Origin of the sequence: Streptomyces sp. (assembly GCF_035644915.1) — a bacterium.
Lineage (GTDB): Bacteria > Actinomycetota > Actinomycetes > Streptomycetales > Streptomycetaceae > Streptomyces.
The window spans coordinates 85,131-101,115 of record NZ_DASQNP010000082.1; the positions used below are offsets into that span (position 1 = coordinate 85,131).

A 15,985-nucleotide genomic window follows, 5' to 3' on the forward strand; every position below is an offset into this window, starting at 1 on the left:
CCCATCGTGCTCGCTCCGCCGCCCTGTCGGCGACACAGCGTAGCGCCGATGATCTTCGTACCGTCGGCCGGTTGCCTTCGGGGCCACGGCGGCAGGCAGTATGGAGGACGTGACCCTTATCGATCAGATGCCGAGCACCGCAGATCCCGACACCCTCTACGAAGCCTTCTCCCGCTGGGTCGAGGGCCGGGGCATCACGCTCTACCCCGCCCAGGAGGAGGCGCTGATCGAAGTGGTCTCCGGGGCGAACGTCATCCTGTCCACCCCGACCGGCTCCGGCAAGAGCCTGGTCGCGGCCGGGGCCCACTTCGCCGCGCTGGCCCAGGACAAGGTCACCTTCTACACCGCCCCCATCAAGGCGCTGGTGTCGGAGAAGTTCTTCGACCTGTGCAAGCTCTTCGGCACCGAGAACGTCGGCATGCTCACCGGTGACGCATCGGTCAACGCCGACGCGCCCGTCATCTGCTGCACCGCCGAGGTGCTGGCCTCCATCGCGCTGCGGGACGGCGCGGACGCCGACATCGGCCAGGTCGTGATGGACGAGTTCCACTTCTACGCCGAGCCGGACCGCGGCTGGGCCTGGCAGATTCCCCTGCTGGAGCTGCCGCAGGCGCAGTTCGTCCTGATGTCGGCGACGCTCGGCGACGTGAGCCGCTTCGAGAAGGACCTGACCCGGCGCACCGGGCGGCCGACCGCCGTGGTGCGTTCCGCCACCCGGCCGGTGCCGCTGAGCTACGAGTACCGCACCACCCCGCTGACCGAGACGCTGACCGAGCTGCTCGAGACCGCTCAGGCGCCGGTGTACATCGTGCACTTCACCCAGGCGCAGGCGGTGGAGCGGGCCCAGGCCCTGATGAGCATCAACATGTGCTCGCGCGCGGAGAAGGACGAGATCGCCAAACTGATCGGCAACTTCCGCTTCACCACCCGGTTCGGGCGGAACCTCTCGCGCTATGTCCGGCACGGCATCGGCGTGCACCACGCCGGAATGCTGCCGAAGTACCGCCGGCTGGTGGAGAAGCTGGCCCAGGCGGGCCTGCTCAAGGTGATCTGCGGCACCGACACGCTGGGGGTGGGCGTCAACGTGCCCATCCGTACGGTGCTGTTCACCGCTCTGACCAAGTACGACGGCAACCGGGTGCGGGTGCTGAGGGCGCGGGAGTTCCACCAGATCGCGGGCCGCGCCGGCCGGGCGGGCTTCGACACGGCGGGTCTGGTCGTGGCCCAGGCGCCCGAGCACGTCATCGAGAACGAGAAGGCCCTCGCCAAGGCCGGCGACGATCCGAAGAAGCGCCGCAAGGTGGTCCGGAAGAAGGCGCCGGAGGGCTTCGTCAACTGGAGCGAGAAGACCTTCGAGAAGCTGATCGCCTCCGAACCGGAGCCTCTCACCTCCCGTTTCAAGGTGACCCACGCGATGCTGCTGTCCGTCATCGCGCGGCCCGGCGACGCCTTCCAGGCGATGCGCAAGCTGCTGGAGGACAACCACGAGGACCGGCGCAGCCAACTGCGCCACATCCGGCGGGCGATCGCCATCTACCGCTCGCTGCTGGACGGCGGGATCGTCGAACAGCTCGACACCCCGGACGCCGAGGGGCGCACCATCCGGCTGACCGTCGACCTCCAGCAGGACTTCGCGCTCAACCAGCCGCTGTCCACCTTCGCGCTCGCCGCCTTCGAACTGCTGGATCCCGAATCCCCCTCGTACGCGCTGGACATGGTCTCCGTCGTCGAGTCCACGCTGGACGATCCGCGGCCGATCCTCGCCGCCCAGCAGAACAAGGCCAGGGGCGAGGCCGTGGCCAGGATGAAGGCGGACGGCGTGGAGTACGAGGAGCGCATGGAGCGGCTGGCGGACATCGGTTATCCCAAGCCGCTGGAGGAGCTGCTCTTCCACGCCTACGGCGTCTACCGCAAGAGCCACCCCTGGGTCGGCGACCACCCCCTGTCCCCCAAGTCCGTCGTCCGCGACATGTACGAACGGGCGATGACCTTCGGGGAGTTCGTCTCCCACTACGAACTGGCGCGCACCGAGGGCATCGTGCTGCGCTACCTGGCCGGCGCCTACAAGGCCCTGGAGCACACCGTGCCGGACGACCTGAAGTCCGAGGACTTCCAGGACATCGTGGAGTGGCTCGGCGAGATGGTCCGCCAGGTCGACTCCAGCCTGCTGGACGAGTGGGAGCAACTGGCCAACCCCGAGGCCGAGACGGCCGAGGAGGCGCAGGAGCGCGCCGACCAGGTCAAGCCCGTCACCGCCAACGCCCGCGCCTTCCGCGTCCTGGTGCGCAACGCGATGTTCCGGCGGGTGGAGCTGGCCGCCCTGGACAAGGTCGAGGAGCTGGGCGAGCTGGACGCCGAGTCCGGCTGGGACGCCGACGCCTGGGCCGCGGCCATGGACGCCTACTGGGAGGAGTACGACGAGCTGGGCACCGGCCCGGACGCCCGCGGGCCGAAACTGCTGCAGATCGAGGAGCGGCCCGAGGACGGCCTGTGGCGGGTCCGGCAGATCTTCGCCGACCCCAACGGCGACCACGACTGGGGCATCTCCGCCGAGGTGGACCTCACCGCCTCCGACGAGGAGGGCCGCGCGGTGATCAAGATCATTGATGTCGGTCCGCTGTGACGGCGGCCCGGAAGCACACGAGGGAGTACCGACGATGACCGACCCGACCAGTACGGCGCACCCGGCCGGCCCGGCCCATCCGGCCGAGCGCCTGGTCGACCTGCTCGACCTGGAACGGATCGAGGAGAACATCTTCCGCGGGGACAGCCCCGACGAACCGCTGCAGCGCGTCTTCGGCGGCCAGGTCGCCGGGCAGGCGCTGGTCGCGGCCGGGCGCACCACCGACGGGGACCGCCCGGTGCACTCGCTGCACGCGTACTTCCTGCGGCCGGGTATGCCCGGGGTTCCGATCGTGTACATGGTCGAGCGGGTGCGCGACGGGCGGTCCTTCACCACCCGCCGCGTGGTGGCCGTGCAGCAGGGTCGGACGATCTTCACCCTGACCGCCTCCTTCCACCGGGGTGAGCCGGGTTTCGAACACCAACTGCCGATGCCCGAGGTGCCGGATCCCGAGTCGCTGCCGAAGCTGACCGACGAGATCCGCGAGCACCTGGGCACGCTGCCCGAACCGCTGGAGCGCATGGCGCGTCACCAGCCGTTCGACATCAGGTACGTGGACCGGTTGCGCTGGACGCCCGAGGAGCTGGAGGGCGTCGAGCCGCGCAGCGCGGTGTGGATGCGGGCGATGGGCCCGCTGGGCGACGACCCGCTCGTCCACACCTGCGCCGTCACCTACGCCAGCGACATGACGCTGCTCGACGCGGTGCGCCTGCCCGTCGAGCCCCTGTGGGGGCCGCGCGGTTTCGACATGGCCTCGCTGGACCACGCCATGTGGTTCCACAACCCGTTCCGCGCCGACGAGTGGTTCCTCTACCAGCAGGAGTCACCCGTCGCGACCGGTGCCCGCGGGCTCGCCCGGGGCCAGATCTACGACCGGCAGGGCCGGCTGCTGGTGTCCGTGATGCAGGAGGGCCTGTTCCGCAAGATGGGCGGCTGACCCTGCCCCGCCCGGCGACGGCCGGGGCAGGGGACGCGCCGAGCGCGCCGTGCCCAGGGCCAGGGTCAGGCCCAGCCGGTGCCAGAAGACCTCCTCCTCGCCGTCGGCGGTGAGCAGCTCCCGGACGACCTCCCGGGCGGCGAGGGACTCCGGCCGGACCGGGGCCAGGTCGGGCCGGAGCTCCTCCAGCCGGGCCCGCTCGGCCCCGTCCGGCACGGCCTCCTCCAGCACTTCCGGGGCGAGGACGGCGGCATGGGCGGCGGCCGCCGCCCAGGGGTCGTCCGTGCGGCGCACCACCTGGGCGATCCGGCGGTTGCGCCAGTGACGCGGGCGCCAGTCCTCGCCCTCGGCCAGCAGGCGCCGCAACCCCTCGGGCAGGGTGCCGCGGAGCAGTTCCGGCTGCTGCTCGGCGACGTCCCGCAACTCGGCCGCGAGGTAGGACCACACCACGGACCGGTACCGGTTGAGGGAGAAGCGCACCGGGCCGAAACAGCCGGCGCGGGCCAACTTGGCGAAGCGCGCCGGGGAGACGCCCAGCAGCCCGGCGCCCTCCCGGGCGCCGACCAGGCGCAGCCGGTCCCGGAGGGTGGCCGGAAATCCCTCCTCGGCGCGCAGTCTGGCCAGTTCCGCCGACGGCACCCGGTGGCGGTGGCGCTCTCCGCCCGCCGCCACCGTCGCCACCTCCCCGAGCTGGACGGCCAGCTCCATCTCCCGTGGCCTGAGCCCCAGCATCCGGCGCGCCCGGCCCATCGGCACGGCGCCCACCGGGACCCCGTCCGGCGCGCCCGCAGGCATTCCCACCGGAACGGCCCCGGTTGCTCCGACCGCTTCCCGTGCCCCCGCCGTCTCCGTCCGTACCGTTCCCACCGACACGACCGTCCCCCTTCGCAACGCTCCGATCACCGTGTGCGACGACCGTAACCCGTTGTCGCATCCCGTCGCGGAGCCTGTGGAAAACCTGGAGGAACGCCTGGTCGGAGTAGGTTCGGTGGGGTGGCGGCCGACAGCCGGCGGCCGTTCGGGGGCTGATCAGTGGCCGTTGCGCGTGGCCACGCCCAGGTGTTCGCCCACCCGGTTCACCAGCAGGGTCATCTCGTAGGCGATCTGGCCCATGTCGGCCTCCGCCGACGCGAGCACGCACAGGCAACTGCCGTCGCCGGCGGCCGTCACGAACAGCATCCCCTCCTCGAACTCGATCACCGTCTGGCGCGCCCGGCCCACGTGGAAGTGCTCCCCCGTCCCCCTGGCCAGACTGTGCAGCCCGGAGGAGACGGCGGCGAGGTGCTCCGCCTCGCTCCTCTCCAGGCCCTGGCTGGCTCCCGTGACCAGCCCGTCGGTGGAGAGCACCAGCGCATGCCGCACCGACGACACCCGCTGCGTCAGGTCGTTCAGCAGCCAGTCCAGCTCACTGCTCAGAGCCATCCCCGATCCCCCTTCTCATGGTCATGCCGTGCCAGCCTTACCCACCGCGGGCGCCGGGGCAACCACCGATCCGGCCTGCCCGGGGCACAACCGGAAGCGGAAGGAGGGGTACCGGGAAGCGGGCCCGGGAACAGGCTCGGGAACAGGCACCGGCGGTGGAGCAGGATGGCCGTATGACGGAGTACGACAGGACACGGGTGCGGGAGTTCTTCACCGAGCGCGCGGTCGGCTGGGACGCCCGGTTCCCCGACGACGGCCCGGTCTACGACGCGGCCGTGGCCGAGCTGGGGCTGCTGCCCGGGAACTCGGTGCTGGACGCGGGGTGCGGCACGGGGCGCGCGCTGCCCGCGCTGCGCGCCGCGGTCGGCCGGGAGGGCACGGTGCTGGGCTTCGACCTCACCCCGGCGATGCTGGAGGTCGCCGTCCTGGCCGGACGGCACCGCGGAGCGCTGCTGGCCGTCGCCGACGCCCTCCGGCTGCCGCTGCGCGGCGGCGTGCTCGACGCGGTGTTCGCCGCCGGGCTGGTGACGCACCTGTCCGATCCGGTCGCGGGCCTGCGGGAACTGGCCCGGGTGGTCCGGCCCGGTGGCCGCCTCGCACTGTTCCACCCGGTCGGGCGAGCCGCCCTCGCCGCCCGGCGCGGGCACGCGCTCTCCCCCGACGATCCCCGGGCCGAGCCGAACCTCCGCCCCCTGCTGCTGGCCGCGGGCTGGCGTCTGACCTCGTACGTCGACGAGGACGACCGCTACCTCGCCCTGTCCGTGCGCGTCTGACCCGCCTCCCCGCACCCCTCCCCCGCCCCGCGGTGTGTCCCCCGTCTCCCGCCCCGTCTCTCGACGGCGCCCCCGTCCCCTGGCTAGGGTGCGCGGACAACTGGCCGGAGAGGAGGCTGGCGTGGCTGGCGTGCCGGAGGCGGGGAGCGGGAACGACGACGCGCTGTACGTGCTGACCGCGGTGCTGCTCACACCCGCGCGGTTCCCGAGCGTCCTGGGCGACGACTACCCGGAGGCGTGCGCCGTGCTGGGCCTGGAGCCGTACGCGGAGGGCTACGGCCTCGTCCTCGGGCAGGACGGCCGGGGCGCGCGCTGGACGGTGGCCACGGAGGACGTGTCCCTGGTGGCGTGCGCGATCGCCGCCTGGGACTGCGGCATGGCGTACGACCTGTCCCCGGACGAGCGGACGATCGCCGCCGTGTTCCCCGGCTGGCCCCTGGCGGTGGCGGTGGCCGCGCCGGGCGTCCCGGCGCCCCACGACCCCGAACCGGACCCGGAGCTGGACGGCGGCCGGGCGCCGCTGTCCCCGCCGGACACCTCGCGCTGGGGCCCGGCACAGCGGCGGCTGGGCGCGGACGAGATCGCACTGCAGTGGGCGGACTGGCGCGCGCGGGTCGAGGCGGACGTGACGTTCGTCGAGCCGGGCGAGCAGCCGGACAGCAAGGTGCGCCGCGCCCTGGCGGAGGCCCGGGCCTATGTGGACTCCCCGCCTCCGCCCGGCCGCGTCCGCTCGGCCTTCGCCACCGACGACGCCCGGACGCTGCGCGCGGACGGGCCCGGCTGGAGCCTGGTGGCACGCACCGACGACATCGCGTTCGTCCTGCTGGACGACGAGCCGGGCGAGGTGCTTCCGGTGGGCCGCGGCCCGGAGCTGCCGGGACTGCTCAAGGCGCTGGACGAGCTGGCCGTACGGCCGGACGCCGCCTGAGCGCGGTGCCACGGGGCCCGGCCCGAAACGCCGAGGCCCCGAGGCGCCCGGCCCGCGCCCCGCGGGCCGGGCCGCGGATCAGCGCCCGAGTTCCTTGCGCGCCACCCTCCGCAGGCGCCGCCGCTGTGAGGGGTCGAGCATCAGGTAGGCGATCGCCGGAACACCGACCATCACCGCTATCGCGATCAGGAAACTGCCGGTCAGCCACCACAGAAGCAGACCGGCGGCCACGCCGCCGACGGCGACCTTCCCGCGGTTGGTCATCTTCCACGCCTCCTCAGGCGGCGGTGCGACCGCCGCTCTCGTTCTCCACAACGTCCCCACGGGCCGCCGAGTTCCCCCTACCCGTTCGTCACGCCCGCAACGGCGCGCCGACCTCGTGCATGTGCCGCAGCGCCTGCCCGTAGGAGTCCAGCAGCCCGGTCTCGGTGTACGGCACGCCCACCGTCCGGCAGTACCGGCGGACCTGCGGCCGGGCCGGCCTCAGGTGCGGGCGCGGCATGCTCGGGAAGAGGTGGTGCTCGATCTGGTAGTTGAGCCCGCCCAGCAGCCAGTCGGTGAGCGCTCCGCCGCGCACGTTGCGCGAGGTGAGGACCTGGCGGCGCAGGTGGCCCCAGGGCTCCCCGTCCGGGTCGGGCATCTCCATGCCCTTGTGGTTGGGGGCGAAGGCGCAGCCCAGGTGCAGCCCGAACAGCGCGTGGTGGACGAGCGCGAAGACGGCCGCCCTGCCGGGGGGCATCGCCGCCAGCAGCAGGGCCGCGTACCCGGTCAGGTGCGACAGGAGCAGCGCCGCCTCGACGGCCCGCCCGCGCCCCCGCCGCCGTTCCCCCTCCCCGGACCACAGCATCCGTACGCTCGCCGCCTTCAGCGCGATGCCCTCCAGGAGGAGCAGCGGGAAGAACAGCCGCGCCTGGTTGCGGGTGAGCCGGCGCGCGGCCCCCTGCCGCCCGGCGGCCTGCCGCTGGGTCCACACCAGGACGCCGACGCCGACGTCCGGGTCCTTGTCGACGTGGTTGGGGTTGGCGTGGTGGCGGTTGTGCTTGTCGTTCCACCACGCGTAGCTCATGCCGAGCAGCAGATTGCCGTGGACGAGTCCGAGCACGCGGTTGGCGCGGCGGCCCGCGGCGATCTGCCCGTGACCGGCGTCGTGCCCGATGAAGGCGGTGCGGGCCCACAGGACGGCGAGCGGGAGGGCCAGCACCAGGACCCACCAGGAGTCGCCGAGGGCCACCACGCCCGCGGCGACGGCGGCGAGCGCGAGCGCGTTGACGGCGATGCAGCCCGCGTACCAGCCGGGGCGCCGCTCCAGCAGGCCCTGCTCCTTGATCTGCCGCAGCAGGGGGACGAACTCGCTGCCGCCGGACACGGTGCGCCCGGCGCTCCGGTCGGCGCTTCGGTCGGCACTCCGGCCGGGGCCGCGGTCCGGCGCGGCGGCGGGTACGGCGGGGGGCACGGCGGTGGTCCTGGGCATGCGGCCTCCGGGGACTTTTTTCGGCATACGGTTCCGACCTGCTCGAACGTAGGGGCCGCAGTCGGCGGGAACCATGGCGGCAGCCTCCCGGTGGGGGGTGTTCCCAGCCCCCTCACGGCCCGGGGGACAGCCCCACCGGCCGGCCGCCCCGCGGTCTTCCCGCCGTCCGCGCACCACGGTTCCGGGGCGTTTCCGGGACGGTGCGGTCGTGTTGTACTCTTGGCCGCCCTCCACTAGTCAAGTTTGAGGAGTCGTCCGTACCGTGGCCCCGTCCGTGGCACCGACCCCGACCCCGCTCCCCTCTCCTCATCCGTCTCCGCCCGCCCTGCCGTACCCGCCGCCCGCCCCGCCGTACCCGCCGCCCGCCCTGCTCGCCGACTGCGCGGCCGTCTTCCTCCCGGGCGATCCGCCGCGCCGCGGCCGCATCGCGTTCTGGCACCCGGACGGCGAGCCGCCGACCGCGGGCGACCACCCGCTTGAGGAGCTGGCCGTCGTCCTTCCCGGGGCCGACGGCCGGGTGCGCCCGCGGACCGTACCGGCGCTGGTGCTGTCCGTCGCCGACGCCCTGCCCCTGCTGACCCGGATCCGTGCCGCGCGCCGGGAGGGCGCCCCCGCCTTCTGGGGAGCGGCGGCGCTGCAGGCCCTCCAACTGGCCGCCCGGGGCCGGCTGCTGCCCGGCCTGAGCCCGCTGGACCACGACGCCTGGCGGCTCGGCCCCCTCGACCCCGCCGACCTCGGCCGGCTGCGCGACCTCGCCGCCGCCATGCCGCCGCACGCCCACGCCGTACCGCTGCCGCGGGAGTCCTCCGCCGGCCCCGGGGAGCCGCGGCTGCCGGAGCCGGAGCGGTTGCTGCGGGCCTTCCTCGACGCCGTGGCCGACACGCTCCCCCGCACCCCCGCGGCCGAACTCGCCGCCGGCGGCCCGGCCTTCGCCGCCGACGCCCCGCAGCACCTGCCCGAACAGCGCGCCTGGGCGGCCGACGTCGCCGCCGGGCACGACGCGGGCGTACGGCTCTCGCTGCGCGTGGAGGTCTCCGGCCTCACCGGGACGGGCTCCGCCCAGGGCTCCGGAGGCACCGGGTCCGCCCCGCGCTTCCGGGCCGTCCTGCAGGTGCACGATCCCGCCGACCCCGCCCTCGTCGCCGACGCCGCCGAGCTGTGGTCCGGTGCCTCCCCGGCCGCCGCGGACCTCGGCCCGCGGGCCCGCGCCGACGCGCTGCTCACCCTGCGCCGGGCCGCCGCCGCGTGGGAACCGCTGGCCCCGCTGCTGTCGGCGACCGTCCCCGAGGCCGTCGACCTCACCGACGAGGAGGTCGCCGAACTCCTCGGCGCGCCGGTCACCCGCGCGCTGCGGGCCGCGGGCCTGACGGTGCACTGGCCGAGGGAGCTGGCCACCACGCTGACCACCCGCGCGGTCGTCGGCCCGGAGGACACCGGGACCGGCGGCGACCCCGGCGACGCTCCCACCGCGGCATCCCGGGCGTCCTCCCCGCTCTCCGCCGACGCCCTGCTCTCCTTCAGCTGGCGCTTCGCCATCGGCGACCAGGAGCTCTCGCGGGAGGAACTGGACCGGATCGCCGAGGCCGGACGGCCCCTGGTCCGGCTGCGCGACCGGTGGGTCCTGCTCGACCCGGAGGCGGTCCGCCGCGCCCGGAGCCGCCGGGACCGCAAGGTCACCCCGCTCGACGCCCTCGGCGCCGCCTTGACCGGTACCGTCCCCGCCGGTGCCGCCGGCCGGGACGGGGACGGAGACGAACCGGCGGTGGAGGTACGGGCCACCGGCTGGCTGGAGGCCCTGCGCGACCGGCTCGCCGATCCCGAGCGCCCCGACCCCGACCCCGCTCCCCAGCCGCCCGGGCTCGCCGCGACCCTGCGCGACTACCAACTGCGCGGCCTGAACTGGCTGCACCGGATGACCTCGCTCGGGCTGGGCTGCTGCCTCGCCGACGACATGGGCCTGGGCAAGACCGTCACCCTCATCGCGCTCCACCTGCACCGACAGCGCGATCCCGGGTCCGCCGGACCGACCCTGGTGGTCTGCCCGGCCTCGCTGCTGGGCAACTGGCAGCGGGAGATCGAGCGGTTCGCCCCCGGCACCCCCGTGCGCCGCCACCACGGCGCAGGCCGCGACCTGTCGGACCCGCCCGGCGACGGGTTCGTCCTGACCACGTACGGCACCATGCGGCTCGACGCCGACGGCCTCGCCGCCGTCGACTGGGGGCTGGTCGTCGCCGACGAGGCGCAGCACGTGAAGAACCCGTTCTCCTCGACCGCCCGCCGGCTGCGCGCCATCCCGGCCCGGGCACGGGTGGCGCTCACCGGCACCCCGGTGGAGAACAACCTCTCCGAGCTGTGGGCCATCCTCGACTGGACCACCCCCGGGCTCCTCGGCCGCCTGGGCACCTTCCGCAGGCTCCACGCCGACGCCGTGGAGAGGGGCGCGGGAGCGGACGGGGATCCCGCCGCGGCGCAGCGGCTCACCCGGCTGGTGCGCCCCTTCCTGCTGCGCCGCCGCAAGAGCGATCCGGGCATCGCCCCCGAGCTGCCGCCCAAGACCGAGACCGACCGCGCGGTCGCGCTGACGGCGGAACAGGCCGGGCTGTACGAGGCGGTGGTCCGCGAGGGACTGGCGGACATCTCCGGGACGGAGGGTCTCGCCCGCCGCGGCCGGGTCGTGGGACTGCTCACCGCGCTCAAGCAGATCTGCAACCACCCGGCGCAGTACCTGAAGGAGGAGAACCCCCGCCTGGCCGGCCGCTCGGGCAAGCTGGAACTCCTCGACGAGCTGCTGGACACCATCCTCAGTGAGGGAGCGAGCGTCCTGGTCTTCACGCAGTACGTGCGGATGGCCCGCCTGCTGGAGCGTCACCTGGCCGACCGCGGGGTGCGCACGCAGTGCCTGCACGGGGGCACTCCCGTGCGGCGGCGCGAGGAGATGGTGGCCCGCTTCCAAAGCGGCGAGGTGCCGGTCCTCCTGCTCTCCCTGAAGGCGGCCGGAACCGGCCTCAACCTCACCCGGGCCGAGCACGTCGTGCACTTCGACCGCTGGTGGAACCCGGCCGTCGAGGCGCAGGCCACCGACCGGGCGTACCGCATCGGACAGGACCGCCCGGTGCAGGTGCACCGGCTGGTCACCGAGGGCACGATCGAGGACCGCATCGCCGGGATGCTCGCCCGCAAACAGGCGCTCGCCGACGCCGTGCTGGGCTCCGGCGAGGCCGCCCTCACCGAACTGACCGACGCCGAGCTGGCCGATCTCGTCGCACTGCGCGGGGGCGAGCGGTGAGCGGGGCGGTGAAAGAGGCGGTGAACGGAGCCGACGACGGCGAGGAGGACGGAATGGACCGGACGCGCGAACGCGTCTTCGAGGCACTGCCGCCCGCCCGCGGGGGCGGCTTCGCACAGACCTGGTGGGGGCGGTCCTGGCTCAGGGCGCTGGAGGACACCGCCCTGGACTCCGAACAGCTCAGGCAGGGCCGGAAGTACGCCCGTGCGGGGGCCGTCGGCGCGGTGTCGGTCCGGCCGGGGCGGGTCACCGCGGTCGTCCGGGACCGCGACGGCACGCGCCGCCGCTGCGACGTGCTGGTGCAGGAACTCGACGACGCACAGTGGGACCGGCTGCTGGACGTGGTGGCCGACGAGGCCGGCCACATCGCCGCGCTGCTCGACCGCGACCTGCCGCCCCGGCTGGTGGAGGACGCGGACGCCGCGGGCGTCGCCCTGCTGCCGGGCATCGGCGACCTGGAGCCGGAGTGCGACTGCGGAGTGTGGGACCACTGCCCGCACACCGCGGCGCTGTCCTACCAGTTGGCGCGGCTGCTGGACCAGGACCCGCACTTGCTGCTGCTGATGCGGGGGCGGGACGAGGGGACCCTGCTGGAGGAGGTGCAGCGGCGCAGCGCCGCGCTGGCGGAACGTGCGGCGCGGGCCGGCGGTGCCGCGTCGCCGGCCGGGCGGGGGCCGGCGGGCGTACCGGCCGGGGAGGCCTATGCTCTGGGGGCGATCCTGCCCCCGCTGCCCGATGCGCCGCCCCTGCCCGCCGAACCGGGCGGCCCCGCGTCGCTGAGCGGCGGCACTCCGCCGGAGCCCGGGGTGGACGCCGCGGCGCTGGAGTTCCTGGCGGCGCGGACGGCCGTCGCCGCGCGGCGGCTGCTGGCCGAGGCGCTGGCCCCGGGCCACGCCGACACCGCCGTGCCCGCGCCGCTCACCCGGTGGCAGGACGCGGTACGGCTGGCCGCCGCCCGGCCGGGGGCGGACATCGCCGCGCGGCTGGCCGCCGGGTGCGGGCGTACGGCGCCGGAGCTGGAGGCGGCCGTGCGCGCCTGGGAGTTCGGCGGTCTTGAGGCGCTGGCCGCCCTGGAGGAGGAGTGGGATCCGCCCTCCGGGGCGGCGGCGCGCGTCCGGGAGGAGATCGCGGCGGCCTGGGCGGAGGGCGGCCGGTGGGGCGACCGCGAGGAGGACCGCGAGGAGGAGGGGCCGCCGCGGCTGCGCGTCACGCGCAACCGGTGGACGGTGGTCGGTGCGGGCCTCCAGCTCCGCCTCGGGCGTGACGGGCGCTGGTGGCCGTACCGGAGGGAGCGGGGCCGGTGGTGGCCCGCGGGTCCCGCGGGCCACGATCCGGCCGCCGTTCTGGCCGAGCTGTCGGGAGTGCCGGAGCGGCCGGAGCCGTCCGGGCGCTCCGGTCCGGATCAGGCGAGGTTCTCCATCACGGGGTAGTAGCCCCCGGACTGGCCGGCCGCCTTGGGGTGGTACGAGTTGGTGATGTTGAGCCAGTCGACGCTGTGCAGCCACGCGTCACCGGAGCAGATCTCGTGGCCGGTGAAGGGGCCCCTGACGTCGCCGAAGGTGAAGCCGTGGTCGGCGACGCGCTTGGCGATGACGTCGCTGAGGTGGTCGGCGGCGGCGTTGATGGCCGCGCGCGACGTCTCGCTGAGGCCCACCACGCAACTGCCGTTGAGCTTGTAGAAGCGCGGGTAGTTGAGCACGACCACCCGGGCGTTGGGCGCCTTTGCGCGGATGGCGCTGTAGACGGCGTCCAGCCGTGCCGGGAGGGTGTTGGCGATGTACGTGCGCGCCTCGTTGATGCGCGCCACGCACGCGCTCTCGCCCTGCAGGACGCAGGTGGTCATGGCGTCGGCGAACCCGGCGTCGTTGCCGCCGATGGTGATGCTGACCAGGGTGGTGCCCGCGTTCAGGGGGCCGAGCTGGTTGTTGATGACGTCGGTGGTCTTGGCGCCGGAACAGGCGGTGAAGGAGAAGGAGCCGGGCGCGTTTCTGTTCTTCCACAGCACCGGGTAGGCGTTGGAGCTGCGCTTGCAGGAACCGCTGGCGCTGTCGTAGTTGCCGGCGCCGACTCCGGAGGAGTAGGAGTCGCCGAGCGCGACGTAGGAGGTGGCGGCGGCTTCCTGGGCCGCGGCCACGCCCGCGCCGCCGAGGGCGAGTCCGGCGAGGGCCGTGAGTGTGGCCGCCAAGGACGCGAGACGGGGCAGCTTCATGGAACCTCCTGAGATGGGGAGGATGGGGGGAGCTGGGGTGTGCCTACTACGTAGTAGCAGTGCGGAACACTTTCAGGAAGTGTTCATGCCAAAAACAGATCCAACACTCGGTTGAACAACTGGTTGACGCCCCCTCAGGTAACGCCCTTTTTCCTGACGCTCCACCAGATGTGCGGCCATGGGAATCCGCCGGCCCCGCCCGGGCCCTCCCGGACAGGGGCGGCCGGAGCGCGCGGGACACAGCCGGGAGCGACGGCAGGCCCCCGAACGGGCGCCATCCGACCACCTGAATCCGACCGCCTGAAGCAGCCGGGGGCCGAAGAGGCGCACGTGCCGCGAGGGGGGTGGTGCCGAGCCGCGGTCCCCCCGTCCCGCCACGGCGTGCGCGTGCCCGGCGCGCGGACTCCGGCGGGCGACGCGCGGCACCCGGCGGCCGACTGCCGGACCGAGCGGGACGCGGCCCTTCCGGCCGTCGCGGACCGCCAGCGGTACGGGCGGGGACACGGAGTCCGCCCGGGACGGCTCCGAACCGGCGGACGGGGGCGGACGGGGAGCGCGTGCCGCGCTTCGAGGGCGCCGTGCACCACGCCCGTCCCGGCCCCGGCGGCGGGGAGCCGGGCACGCGCACGCCGTGGCGGGACCGGGAAGCCCGTAGCCCCTACGGGGGCGGACCCGCCCGGTCCTCCTTCACCCCCTCCGCCGTGTGGCCCCGAGGACGGTCAGGTCTGCACCAGCGGCTCGTACGCGTCGGGGTGCAGGCCGAACGTCCAGGCGACGCCCTCCCGGGCGGTCCGGGTGGTCGGCGGCACCCGCAGCCAGTAGGTGCGGTACGTGCCGTCCGGCTCCGGCGTGGAGTTGACGACCTCCACCGTCAGCACGGGCTCGTCGCCCTCCAGGTCGATCCGCCACAGGACACCGGTGGAGTCCCGGTGGACCGGCCGCGCGCCGGACTCGGCGAGGTACCGGTCGTAGCCGTAGTGCTCCAGCATCACGCGGCGCAGCTCGGCGTTCTCCTCCCGGCGTATCCGCTCGGGGGTGAGGGTGGCCAGCCCGGCGAGGAAGTCCGCCGGGACCGGCATGCCCTTCCAGGCGTGGAGGGCGAAGCCGTCGGGGAAGAGCAGCGCGGGGCCGTCGCCGCGGTCGAGCCGGCCCGCCTCGTCGCGGTGCAGTTCCCGCGGGCGTTCGGCGACGACCGCCACCCGCTCGTAGGGCCACCACCATCCGGCCGCACGGGCGACCGCCGCCAGGCCGTCGAGGGGCCCGGCACCGTCCCCGTCACCGGCGCCGTCGCCGCCGTCACCCGCGCCGAAGGCCGACAGCCAGGGCGCGTCGTGCTGGCCGAGCACCGCGTCCAGCAGGACGAGTCGCACCGCGGCCTCCTCCTCCGGTGAGGCGGCCAGCTCCTCGACGACGCCGCTGCGGATGCGTTCGACGAGGGACCGGGTGGTCTCCCAGAGCCGGGCGCCCGTCCGCGCCCAGTGCGCCGTCCACCCCGCCGGCCCCAGCCGCCGGTGCAGCCGCTCCCGCTCCGCGGCCCAGGGCAGGGTGCGAACCTCCCGGCGCACGCTGCGCCCCGCTCCCTCCAGCTCCATCACGGCGGCCACGGCCGCGCGCGGCGAGCCGGCCCACACGATCCGCTCCGGCCCGGCGAGCCCGGCCGCGCGGTACGCCAGCCGCACCCCCGCCTCCGCGGCGGCCCGGTCGGCCGGAGCGGTCTCGGCCGCGATCCGGCGCCACCGCTCGAACTCCCCCGTCCCGTCCACCGGTTCACCCTCCGTCACCGCGTCCACCGCCGCACTCGTCACCGTCACCGCTCCACCGCCTCCTTCAGTCCGCGACGATCCGCACGGCGCCCGGGACGTACTCCCGCTGCCGCACCACCCGGTACCAGCCCCTGGGCAGCGGTATCGCGGCGTGCTCCTCGTGCACCACCCGCCCGCCGTCGGGGAGATGGAGCAGCATCGGCCCGAACGGGCCCGCCTCCCGCACGAGTTTCCCCGGCCCCACCACGGCGTGCGCGTGCCCGGTGACCTCGCCCAGGGCGAGCACCATCCGCCCCCGCGCGTCCCGGGGCAGGCCGGGCCGCCCCGGCACGTGCTCCGGCAGCGCCTCCTCGTCCACCGGCACGATCAGTACGTCCCCCTGCCGATACACGGTTCTCTCCCCTCGGTGTCCGCCGCCGGACCGTCCGGCGGCGGTGATCGGAAACGCTAGGGCAGGGGTCTGACAACGCCTCAGAACCGGGCCCGCACACGGCGTTGTCAGTGGCGGTTGGTAGAAAGATCCGCACCTCGCGACCAGAGTCAGGAGAAGCGCCCCATGACCATCCACGGGCA

At 74.6% G+C, this 15,985-nt stretch carries 13 protein-coding genes; 6 read left to right on the forward strand and 7 right to left on the reverse strand.

Features of this window, described 5'->3' with window-relative positions:
• Window positions 1-109: 109 nt before the first annotated feature.
• Window positions 110-2,623 carry a DEAD/DEAH box helicase gene (locus tag VE546_RS09865; RefSeq protein ID WP_324920746.1) on the forward strand — a complete coding sequence of 838 codons (2,514 nt, stop codon included), beginning with the start codon at window positions 110-112 and terminating at the stop codon, window positions 2,621-2,623.
• Between the two features lie 34 nt (window positions 2,624-2,657).
• Complete coding sequence (locus tag VE546_RS09870) at window positions 2,658-3,560, forward strand: acyl-CoA thioesterase II (RefSeq protein ID WP_324920747.1); 903 nt, start codon at window positions 2,658-2,660, stop codon at window positions 3,558-3,560.
• Here the strand turns inward: VE546_RS09870 and VE546_RS09875 are convergent.
• Together VE546_RS09875 and VE546_RS09880 are read right to left on the reverse strand one after the other, a co-directional pair.
• Window positions 3,447-4,325 carry a DUF6397 family protein gene (locus tag VE546_RS09875; protein WP_324920749.1) on the reverse strand — a complete coding sequence of 293 codons (879 nt, stop codon included), beginning with the start codon at window positions 4,323-4,325 and terminating at the stop codon, window positions 3,447-3,449. The genes VE546_RS09870 and VE546_RS09875 overlap by 114 nt on opposite strands.
• A gap of 264 nt (window positions 4,326-4,589) precedes the next feature.
• A complete protein-coding gene (locus VE546_RS09880; protein ID WP_324920750.1) occupies window positions 4,590-4,982 on the reverse strand; it encodes a roadblock/LC7 domain-containing protein in 393 nt (130 codons plus the stop codon).
• A 173-nt stretch (window positions 4,983-5,155) separates the two neighbouring features.
• On the opposite strand from VE546_RS09880, the gene VE546_RS09885 reads away from it, so the two are divergent.
• The gene (locus VE546_RS09885; protein WP_324920751.1) at window positions 5,156-5,755 is read left to right on the forward strand and encodes a class I SAM-dependent methyltransferase; all 600 of its coding nucleotides are present in this window, start codon (window positions 5,156-5,158) and stop codon (window positions 5,753-5,755) included.
• Window positions 5,756-5,876: 121 nt separating this feature from the next.
• Window positions 5,877-6,683 carry a hypothetical protein gene (locus VE546_RS09890; protein ID WP_324920753.1) on the forward strand — a complete coding sequence of 269 codons (807 nt, stop codon included), beginning with the start codon at window positions 5,877-5,879 and terminating at the stop codon, window positions 6,681-6,683.
• A gap of 78 nt (window positions 6,684-6,761) precedes the next feature.
• Here VE546_RS09890 and VE546_RS09895 read toward each other — a convergent pair whose 3' ends face one another.
• Window positions 6,762-6,947, reverse strand: coding sequence for a hypothetical protein (locus VE546_RS09895; RefSeq protein WP_324920754.1), 186 nt, complete (start codon window positions 6,945-6,947; stop codon window positions 6,762-6,764).
• A gap of 88 nt (window positions 6,948-7,035) precedes the next feature.
• Window positions 7,036-8,154, reverse strand: a complete 1,119-nt coding sequence (locus VE546_RS09900; RefSeq protein ID WP_324920756.1) for an acyl-CoA desaturase — start codon at window positions 8,152-8,154, stop codon at window positions 7,036-7,038.
• Between the two features lie 325 nt (window positions 8,155-8,479).
• Here VE546_RS09900 and VE546_RS09905 point away from each other — a divergent pair, with 325 nt between their 5' ends.
• Together VE546_RS09905 and VE546_RS09910 are read left to right on the forward strand one after the other, a co-directional pair.
• Window positions 8,480-11,440, forward strand: coding sequence for a DEAD/DEAH box helicase (locus VE546_RS09905; protein ID WP_324920767.1), 2,961 nt, complete (start codon window positions 8,480-8,482; stop codon window positions 11,438-11,440).
• A gap of 53 nt (window positions 11,441-11,493) precedes the next feature.
• Window positions 11,494-12,870 (forward strand): SWF or SNF family helicase, encoded by a 1,377-nt coding sequence (locus VE546_RS09910; protein ID WP_324920768.1) that lies wholly within the window; start codon window positions 11,494-11,496, stop codon window positions 12,868-12,870.
• Here the strand turns inward: VE546_RS09910 and VE546_RS09915 are convergent.
• The 3 genes from VE546_RS09915 to VE546_RS09925 form a co-directional block, all read right to left on the reverse strand.
• A complete protein-coding gene (locus VE546_RS09915) occupies window positions 12,843-13,649 on the reverse strand; it encodes an SGNH/GDSL hydrolase family protein (RefSeq protein ID WP_324920757.1) in 807 nt (268 codons plus the stop codon). The two genes, VE546_RS09910 and VE546_RS09915, sit on opposite strands and share 28 nt — an antisense overlap.
• Before the next feature lie 719 nt (window positions 13,650-14,368).
• A complete protein-coding gene (locus tag VE546_RS09920) occupies window positions 14,369-15,412 on the reverse strand; it encodes a DUF6745 domain-containing protein (RefSeq protein WP_324920770.1) in 1,044 nt (347 codons plus the stop codon).
• A 64-nt stretch (window positions 15,413-15,476) separates the two neighbouring features.
• Complete coding sequence (locus VE546_RS09925) at window positions 15,477-15,803, reverse strand: hypothetical protein (protein WP_324920759.1); 327 nt, start codon at window positions 15,801-15,803, stop codon at window positions 15,477-15,479.
• Between the last annotated feature and the right edge of the window lie 182 nt (window positions 15,804-15,985).